General features: G+C 72.2%; 5 protein-coding genes and 1 pseudogene. 1 reads left to right on the top strand and 5 read right to left on the bottom strand.

All coding sequences use genetic code 11. The features are described 5' to 3' along the window. Positions 1-77: 77 nt before the first annotated feature. The 4 genes from ABZT17_RS44260 to ABZT17_RS44245 form a co-directional block, all read right to left on the bottom strand. Positions 78-1,442: an FAD-dependent oxidoreductase gene (locus ABZT17_RS44260; RefSeq protein ID WP_356357853.1), complete on the bottom strand. Its 1,365-nt coding sequence runs from the start codon at positions 1,440-1,442 to the stop codon at positions 78-80. Positions 1,443-1,579: 137 nt separating this feature from the next. Further along, on the bottom strand, positions 1,580-2,422 hold the full coding sequence (locus ABZT17_RS44255; protein ID WP_356357852.1) for a chitosanase: 843 nt from the start codon (positions 2,420-2,422) through the stop codon (positions 1,580-1,582). Positions 2,423-2,556: 134 nt separating this feature from the next. Further along, complete coding sequence (locus ABZT17_RS44250) at positions 2,557-5,346, bottom strand: SpoIIE family protein phosphatase (RefSeq protein WP_356357851.1); 2,790 nt, start codon at positions 5,344-5,346, stop codon at positions 2,557-2,559. A 164-nt stretch (positions 5,347-5,510) separates the two neighbouring features. Next, entirely contained in the window at positions 5,511-8,054 is a 2,544-nt protein-coding gene (locus ABZT17_RS44245; RefSeq protein WP_356357850.1) for a SpoIIE family protein phosphatase, read from the bottom strand. Positions 8,055-8,237: 183 nt separating this feature from the next. Here ABZT17_RS44245 and ABZT17_RS44240 point away from each other — a divergent pair, with 183 nt between their 5' ends. Further along, on the top strand, positions 8,238-8,870 hold the full coding sequence (locus tag ABZT17_RS44240) for a GNAT family N-acetyltransferase (protein ID WP_356357849.1): 633 nt from the start codon (positions 8,238-8,240) through the stop codon (positions 8,868-8,870). Positions 8,871-8,882: 12 nt separating this feature from the next. Here the strand turns inward: ABZT17_RS44240 and ABZT17_RS44235 are convergent. Continuing rightward, positions 8,883-9,415 (bottom strand): annotated as a pseudogene (locus ABZT17_RS44235) (hypothetical protein); the annotation flags it as partial.

Raw genomic sequence — 9,415 nt, 5'->3', positions numbered from 1 at the left:
GCCCAGACCGCCACGCCACGCGCACGGGTGACGGTGGTGTGCGTGCCTGGTGGCACGGCCGGCGCCGGTCGGTCCCGTCAGGCGCCGCTGGCGCGGAGCATGTCCTCGCGCTCGACGAGCTTGACGCGCTCGCGGCCCTGCGGCTCGCCCAGCGCCTTCTCGGCGGCGTCCAGCTTGTACCAGCCCTCCCAGGTGGTGAAGCGGACCTCGCGCTCGGCGAGGAACGCGTCCACCGCTTCGGGCTCGGGCGAACCCGGCGTCTGCAGACGGCCCTTGGCGTAGTCGTCGAGCAGGTTGGCGACCGTCTCGTTGGCGTCGCCCTTGGTGTGGCCGATCAGACCGACGGGTCCCCGGCGGATCCAGCCGGTGACATACGTCGACTGCAGGTGCTCGCCGGACTCCTGGATCACCCGGCCGCCCTCGTCGGGGACGGTGCCGGAATCGATGTCCCAGGGCAGCTTGGGGAGCTTGTCGGAGAGGTAGCCGACCGCGCGGTAGACGGCGGTGACGTCCCAGTCCTTGAACTCGCCGGTGCCCTTGACGTTGCCGGTGCCGTCCAGGGCGGTGCGCTCGGTGCGCAGGCCGACGACCTTGCCGTCCTCGCCCAGGATCTCGGTGGGCGACTCGAAGAAGTGCAGGAACAGCTTGTGCGGACGGTTCCCGACGTCGCGGATCGCCCAGTTCTCCAGGGTCTTGGCGACCATGTCGGCCTGCTTGTTGCCGCGCCGGGTCTCGATCGAGCCCGCGTCGTAGTCGATGTCCTCGGGGTCGACGATGACCTCGATGTTGGGGGAGTGGTCCAGCTCCCGGAGCTCCATCGGGGAGAACTTCGCCTGCGCGGGGCCGCGGCGGCCGAAGACGTGCACCTCCAGCGCCTTGTTGGCCTTCAGGCCCTCGTACACGTTCGGCGGGATCTCCGTCGGCAGGAGCTCGTCCGCCGTCTTGGCGAGGACGCGGGCCACGTCGAGCGCCACGTTGCCGACACCCAGCACGGCGACCTTCTCGGCCTCCAGCGGCCAGGTGCGCGGTACGTCCGGGTGGCCGTCGTACCAGGACACGAAGTCGGCGGCGCCGTAGGAGCCGTCGAGCTCTGTGCCGGGTATGCGCAGCTCGCGGTCGGCCGTCGCGCCCGTCGAGAAGATCACCGCGTCGTAGAAGGCGCGCAGGTCGTCCAGGCTGAGGTCGTTCGGGTAGTCGACATTGCCGAAGAGGCGGATCTGGGGCTTGTCGAGCACCTGGTGCAGGGCCGTGATGATGCCCTTGATGCGGGGGTGGTCGGGGGCGACGCCGTAGCGGATCAGCCCGAACGGCGCGGGCATGCGCTCGAAGAGGTCGATGGACACACCGGGTTCGGCGGCCACGTCGGACTTGAGCAACGCGTCGGCGGCGTAGATCCCGGCGGGGCCGGCTCCGACGATGGCTACCCGCAGGGGGCGGGGCATGATCAGGTTCCCTTCGAGCGGCGATGGATCGACTCGAAGGGGAAGCCTAAGCTAAGGCAAGCCTAAGTCGGTACACGGGTCCGGTCTATGGGCTCATAAATCAACTTTATGAGCCCACAGTAAGCCTGTCTGCCGGTTCAGCCGATGTGGTAACTGTCCCCGTAGACCTTCCAGTCGAGCGGGGTGTTCAGGCACAGGTTGCCCTTGCGCAGGAAGACCCGCTGCTCGGTGTCGACGCGGGTGGTGTCGCTGTGGGCCTCCTCCTGCTTCATCGCCCACACGCGCGCGTCCAGGAACGCGTTCAGGTACGTCGTCTCGTCGCCGCCCTGCGCCGGCGGCTTCGCTTTGTTCAGGGCCCGCTTGCGGATGTTGCGGAAGCTGGTCGGGTCGTCGCCGTCGCCGTGCATCACGATGGCGTCGTAGTAGGTGAACTGCCCCAGGGTGCCGAGCCCGTCCGCCTTGCCCTGCTTGACGGCCGGGTTGAAGTACACCCGGTCGCGCTCGTCGTTCTGCGCCTGCTGGAACGCGGTGTCCTGGGCGGCCTTGCGCCAGTCCTTGGGGAAGTTGGGGTCGAGGCCGGCGTGCGAGTCGGTGCCGTTCACCGAGCGCAGGGCCGGGAGGTATTTGGCAAGGACGTTGCCCGGCTTGCGGTCCGTGTAGAGCTGGACCAGGTCGAGCATGTCGCCGGTGCCCGAGCAGAAGCCGATGATGCCGGCGGTGTAGCCGCGCCCGTCGCCGATGTCCTCGATGTACTTGTACTGCGCCTTCCAGTCGAGCGACGAGTTCTCCGCGCTCGACACCAGTTGCATGGCGATCTCCTTCTTGGCCGCCGTGTCGAGGCCCGCGCAGCTGGAGGCCGCGGCGGAGGCGCGCGGGGCCCGCAGGAGGGGTGCGGCGGCCACGGAGGCGCCGATCAGGGCCAGGAGGGTGCGGCGCGAGGTGATGACGGGTGGGGCGGAATGACTGGAAACGTTCCTCACGGATGCTCCAAGTGGAGGTGGGGGGTGGGGAGTTGGCCGGGTGTCACTCTGATAGGAAGGTTTCCTATCAGAAGTTGGACGTGTCGAACACCCGTCACACGACAACTTCGTAGGGAACGACGAAGAACGGACTCTCAGGGCAGCGGCTGCTCGGCCCAGATGACCTTGCCCTCGGGCGTGTAGCGGGTGCCCCAGCGCTCCGCGAGCTGCGCCACCAGGAACAGGCCCCGGCCGCCCTCGTCCGTCATCGCCGCGTACCGCAGATGCGGCGAGGTGCTGCTGCTGTCGAAGACCTCGCAGATCAGGGTCCGGTCGAACAGCACCCGCATACGGATCGGGTCGGCGCCGTAGCGGATCGCGTTGGTGACGAGTTCGCTCAGGATGAGTTCCGTGGTGAACGTCAGCTCGTCCAGCCCCCATGCGGCCAGCTGCCGGCTGACGGATGCACGGGCCTGGGCGACGGCCGCCGGGTCGGACGGCACCTGCCACTCGCCGACGCGGTCGGCGGACAGCGCCCGGGTGCGGGCGACGATCAGGGCCACGTCGTCGCTGGGTTTTGCGGGGAGCTGTGAGGCGAGTACGGCCCGGCAGGTGTCCTCCGGCGACTCGCCGGCCCGCTCCAGCGCGCCGCGCAGCAGCTCGAGCCCCTCGTCGATGTCCCGCTCCCGGTCCTCGACCAGCCCGTCCGTGTACAGGACGAGCCGGCTGCCCTCCTCCAGGTGGAGTTCGGCCGTCTCGAACGGCAGACCGCCGAGGCCGAGCGGCGGACCCGCCGGCACATCCGGAAAGGAAACGCTGCCGTCGGGCCGGATCAGGGCCGGCGGCGGATGGCCCGCGCGGGCGACGGTGCAGGTCCGGGCCACCGGGTCGTAGATCGCGTACAGGCAGGTGGCGCCGGTGACCGGGGCGCTGCCGTCCTCCTCGGCCTCGTCCTGGTCGATGCGCGCCACCAACTCGTCCAGCAGGGCGACCAGTTCGTCGGGCGGCAGGTCGAGGGAGGAGAAGTTGTGCACCGCCGTACGCAGCCGGCCCATGGTGGCCGCGGCATGCAGCCCGTGCCCGACGACATCGCCCACCACCAGCGCGACCCGGGCGCCGGACAGCGGCAGCACGTCGAACCAGTCCCCGCCCACCCCGGCCTGCGCGGGCAGATACCGGTAGGCGATGTCCAGCGCGGACTGCTCGGGCAGCGTGCGCGGCAGCAGACTGCGCTGCAGGGTGACGGCCATGCTGTGCTCGCGGGTGTAGCGGCGCGCGTTGTCGATGGAGACCGCGGCCCGCGCCACCACCTCCTCGGCGAGGGCCAGTTCGTCCGCGTCGAAGGCGTCGGGCTTCTCGGACCGCCAGAAGCTGACCACGCCGAGCACCAGCGAGCCGGCCCGCAGCGGCACCGTGATCAGCGAGTGGATGCCGTACGCCACCACCTGCGCGGTCCGCTCCAGGTCCTGCGCGTGCCAGCCGGGCGCCAGGTCCAGATCCGGTTCGAGCACGGCCTGTCCGGAGCGCAGACTGCGGGCCTGCGGCGAGGAGTCGACGAACCTGATCTGCCGGCCCACCTTGTAGAGCGGGGCGTCCGCGCGGATCCCGCTGCAGGCGGTGCGGCGCAACGGGGTCACCGCGCCCGGCTGGCCACCGGCGAGGACCGCGTCGAACAGGTCGACGGTCGCGAAGTCGGCGAACCGGGGCACCACGAGCTCCGCCAGCTCCTCCGCGGTGCGGGTGACGTCCAGACTGGTCCCGATGCCCACTCCGGCGTCGTAGAGCATGTTGAGGCGTTCGCGTGCCTCCTCGGCGCGGCCGGAGAGGGCGCGCAGCTCGGTGGAGTCGCGGAGGGTGGCGACACTGCCCGCAGGGCCGCCGCGGACGTCGGTGGGGCGCTGGTTGACGGCCAGCAGCCGGTCCTTGACCAGGTGTACCTCGTCGGTGGCCTCGCGGCCGGAGGCCAGCAGGTCGGCGGTGTCGGCGGGCAGCCCGAGGTCGAGCACGTGCCGGCCCTCGGCGTCGTCGGGCAGGTCGAGCAGGCGGTGCGCCTCGTCGTTGGCGAGCAGCAGCCGGCCCTCGCCGGAGGCGATGAGCACACCCTCGCGCACGGCGTGCAGAACCGCGTCGTGGTGCTCGTACATGCGGGTCATCTCGTGCGGGCCCAGCCCGTGGGTCTGGCGCAGCAGACGTCTGCTGACCAGGGCGGTGCCGCCGGTGGCCAGGGCGAGGGCGACGGCGGCGGCCATCAGCACCAGCGGCAGCTGGCGGTTGGCCGCGCCGCCGACGTTGTCGGTCGTGATGCCTGCCGAGACCAGGCCGACGACCTTGCCGTCCGGCGCCCTGATCGGCACGACCGCCTGGACCAGCCGCCCGATCGTGCCGTTGACCTCCTCGATCACGGTCTGACCGGCCAGCGCGGGTCCGATGGTGCCGACGAACTTCTTGCCGATCCGGTCCGGCTTGGGGTGGGTGTAGCGGATGCCGTCGGTGTTCATGACGACGATGAAGTCCACGCCGGTCGCCTTGCGGGCCGCCTCCGCCCGCGGCTGAAGGATCTCCGTGGGGTTCGGGGTGCTGAGCGCCTCGCGGGTGCCCGGCGCGTTGGCGAAGGCCTCGGCGACCGCGACCGACCGGTTGCGGGCCTCCTGGGTGCTGTCGTGCCGCACCTGGAGGTACAGGGCCAGCACGGCGGCGACCACCAGCAGGAGCACGATCACCACCTGCAGCACGAACACCTGCCGGGCGATGCTGCGTCCGGCGAGTGCGGAGCGCAGTCCCGAGGTCCGTCCCTGCTCCCCGGGACCGGGGTCCGCGGCGCGGGTCTGCGGCCACGCCGTGCGCCGCCTGTGCACGTGACGGGCGCCGTCGGGCGCGTGCCGGGCACGGGGACCGCCGGGACGGCGGGCGGACCGGGTCCCGGAGCGGTCCGGAAGTCGGACCATGTGCCCATGTCTACACTGCCGGGCCGCGGGAGGCGAGAGGCGTCACGGAGGGTGACGGGACGAGTCGGGCCCCGGGGACGGGGTGAGGCTTCGCCTCGGGTTCACGGGAGTGCCCGGGCGACCTCATGTTCCGTCAACTCGTGGGCGGTCGGCGGGTGATCGCCTCACCGCCCGCGGTGCGGGGCGACACGCCGTGTGGCCAGCAGCAGGGCGATGTCGTCCGGCCGGTCCGCGGTGTGCCGGGCCGTCGCGGTGAGCCGGTCGGCGATGCCCGCGAGGGGGCGGCGGGCGGGTCGGGTGGCCGGGGAGCCCGCCTTCGACAGGGCCACCCGCAGGGCGGTGATGCCGTCGTCGATGTCCACGCCCGGCCGCTCCACGAGCCCGTCCGTGTACAGCGCGAGCACGGCACCCGGCTCGATCATCAGCTCCGTCAGCGGATAGTGCGCCTGCGGGTCGACGCCGAGCACCACACCGCCGGGGAGGTCGACGACCTCGGTGTGTCCGTCCGGACGGCGCAGCAGCGGCGGCGGATGTCCCGCGTTGGCCGCGCACGTCATGCCCGAGGCCGGATCGAGGCGGATGTAGCAGCAGCTCGCGAACTGGCCGGGATCGAGGTCGATGAGCAGATGGTTGATGCCGCTCAGCACCTCGTCGGGCGGGCGGTCACCGAGCGCGAACGCCCTTACCGCGCTGCGCAGTTGCCCCATCGTGGCCGCCGCCTGCACGCCGTGTCCCTGGACGTCGCCGATCACCAGCGCCAGACCGTCCCCGGACTCCACGACGTCGTACCAGTCGCCGCCCACCTCCATGCCCTGGGTGCCGGGCAGATAGCGCCCGGTCGTCTCCACCTGCGGATGGACGGACAGCCGGCGGGGGAGCAGGGCCTGCTGGAGGCCTCGCGCGAGGGCCGCCTCGCTCTCGTAGCGCTGCGCCTTCTCCATGGCGTGGGCGATGAGGCCGGCGAGCGCGGTGAGCACGGTCCGTTCCTCGCTGCTGAAGGTGCGGGACCGGTCGAAGCCCAGGATGCAGGAGCCGACCGGGCGACCCGAGGCGATCAGCGGCAGGAAGGCACGGGCGCCCTGCTCGGCGTCCAGGGCGATGCCCGGGTAGGCGGCCGTCAGCTGCTGCATCGAGTCGAAGAACAGCGGCCGTCCGCTGGTGAGCGTCTCCACGCCCGGCAGATGGGCGTCCAGGCCGACCCCCTCGAAGGGGGCCAGGAACCCCTTGGGGAAGCCCGACTCCCACGACAGGTACAGATGCCGGTCCTGGAGCAGGTAGATGGCGAGCCGGCCGCCGCCGAAGGCGGGCAGCAGCTCCCGCATCACGACGGCCGCGACCTGTCGTGCCGTGACCGCCTCCGTCAGCGCGATGGCGAGGACGATGGGCCGGTACAGCGGGGCCATGGACGGGGCGCCGGCCGCGACCGCGGCGACCGGCTCGTCCGTCTCGTCGAGCGGCGGAGCGAGGTCGGCGGCGGCCGCGACCCGGTTCGCCGGACGGAAGGTACAGGTCAGCACGTCAGGACCCGGATAGACACACACGTCCAGCCAGGCGCTCTCGTACGGCTCCTCGTCCGCCTCCCCGACCGGCAGGCCCACGTGGAAGCGCACCGGGTCCGGTGAGAGCAGGGCGCTGCGCAGATGGTCCTCGCAGGCCGGCTGGCTCAGCCAGGGCACGCCCTCCCACAGCGGGCGGCCGAGCAGCTCGGCCCGTGAGCGGTGCAGCAGCTGTCCGGCGCGCGGATTGGCGTAGAGGATCATGCCCAGCCGGTCCAGGCACAGCACGCCCTCGGGCAGCAGATCGGCCGCTGCGTCGGCCGCCGCGCCGGGTCCCGGATCGACGACGAATCCCCTGACGGGATGCGTGCCCGAGGGCGTGCCGGGCGGGGCGGGGGCGGCGTACGGGCTCCACAGCTCCACCAGCCGCAGCGCGTCGTCCTCGGCCCGCACGTACAGCGGCAGGGGTGGCGGTCGGCCCGCGGCCGTCTCCCGCAGTGCGGCCAGCACCCGCTGCGGGTCGGCCGGGGACACGGCCTCGGCGAGATCGCGCACCCCGGAGCCGAGCCCCACGGCCGGCACGCCGAGCAGCACGGGCAGCCGTTCGTCCGCGGTCACCACGTCCGTCACCGGGTCCCAGGCGAAGCCACCGGCCCGTCCGGCAGGGCGGGCGCCGGGTGGCCGTACGCACACGGGCTCGCCGTCCCACGCGACCGACGGCCCCGCTCGGCCGTCCTCCAGCCGCAGCAGGGCAGCGCCCAGGTCCTCGGCCAGCCGCACCATGCGGTCGCGCTGCTGCATCAGGTCGGCGGCGTCCGAGGCGGAGGGGCGCAGCACGGTGAGGACGCCGTAGGTCGTCGCGCCGCCCACCACCGGTACGTACAGGGAGCCGAACTGGGACGGCAGTCCGGCCGCGAACTGCGGATACCGGCGCATCGTCTCGGTGGCGTTCGGCAGCACCACCTGCACACCCAGCCGATAGGCGTCGGCCACCGGGAACGGCCGGTCCACATGCATCCGCCACCAGGGCCTGAAGAGCGCGCCGGGCAGCCCCGCGAGCACCGCGAGCCGCAGCAGTCCGGGCGTGCTGGAGCGCAGATAGATGCCGCCCGAGTGGCCCGTCGCCGCGCCGATCGCCTCCGTCGAGGCGTCGATCAGCAGCGTGGCCAGCTGTCCGGGCGTCCGGTGCGTGTCCTCCGTGCTCCCAGTCATCGGCCCTACCTCGTCCGTGCCCGCCCAGCGGATGACACAGACAAGAATGCGCCACTTCGGGCGCCGGGCGCACCTGGGCGGACACGATCATCCGGCGGACCGGGACATCGCGCAGACCTGCATGCGACGAAGGCGGTGGTCCGGCGCCTTGTGGGAGCGCTCCCACATCGGCAGGATGCCGGGGTGACCCCGACTCCCGTGATCCGCCCCTACCGCCCCGGCGACCGCGAGGCCCTCGATGACATCTGCGTCCGCACCGCCCACAACGGTCAGGACAGCCGGCCCTTCTACGCCGACCCCTCGATCTTCCCGGCGACCTTCGCGGCCCCCTACGCCCACCTGGAGCCGGAACTGGCGTTCGTCCTCGACGACGGGCTGGGGCAGGCGGTCGGGTACATCGTCGGCACCGCCGACACCCCGCGTTTCGTCGCCGAGTTCCGTGCCAAGTGGCTGCCCCTGGTCGCCGACCGCCACCCGGCGCCCGCCGGGCCGCCGCGCACCCCGGACGAGGCGATGATCGCCCTGCTGCACCACCCCGAGCGGATGCTCGTGCCCGAGGTCGCCGCCTACCCGGCCCACCTCCACATCGACCTGCTCCCCGGCCGGCAGGGCCGCGGCCACGGCCGCGCCCTGATGCGCACCTTCCTCCGGGCCCTCCACGACCGGGGCGTGCCGGCCGTCCACCTCTGCATGGCCACCGCCAACACCCCGGCGAGGGCCTTCTACGACCGCCTCGGCTTCCACGAGATCGACGTGCCGGACCCGGGCCCGGTCACCTGTCTCGGCCGTACGACGGGGGATCTGGAGGCGTGGTGAGGTGCCCGGGCCTCAGATCCAGGTGTCCAGCCACATCCGGGCGTGCCAGTCCGAGTACGGGATCACCTGGCCCGTGTACAGGGGGAAGAAGTAGATGAAGTTCCAGGCGATGAGCAGCACCAGCGCGCCCGCGGCCACGGCCCCCCGCACCCGGCGCGCCTCGCTCGCCCCCGGCGGCCCGAGCAGCGCGCCGAGCAGCATCGCGACGGCCAGACACAGGTAGGGGACGAACGCGACGGCGTAGAAGGAGAAGATCGTGCGGTCCTGGTAGTTGAACCACGGGAGATAGCCGGCCGCCACCGCGCACAGCACGGCCCCCGCCCGCCAGTCGCGGCGCAGCGCCCACCGGAAGAGCAGATAGACGAGCGCCGCGCACGCCGTCCACCACAGCAGCGGAGTCCCGAGGGCGAGGATCTCCTGCGAGCAGGGGGACGTGGAGTGGCAGCCCTGCACGTCCCAGGCCTGCTCCAGGGGTTCGACCAGGTCGCCATGGCGACCCCGGTGACCAAGTTCGCGCACCGAGTCACCCGCACCGAGCTGATCCC

It is taken from the genome of Streptomyces sp. NPDC005648 (assembly GCF_040605395.1).
Classification (GTDB): Bacteria; Actinomycetota; Actinomycetes; order Streptomycetales; family Streptomycetaceae; genus Streptomyces.
Note: the sequence above shows the minus strand (reverse complement) of the source record. Positions and strands in the feature narration are given on the sequence as shown.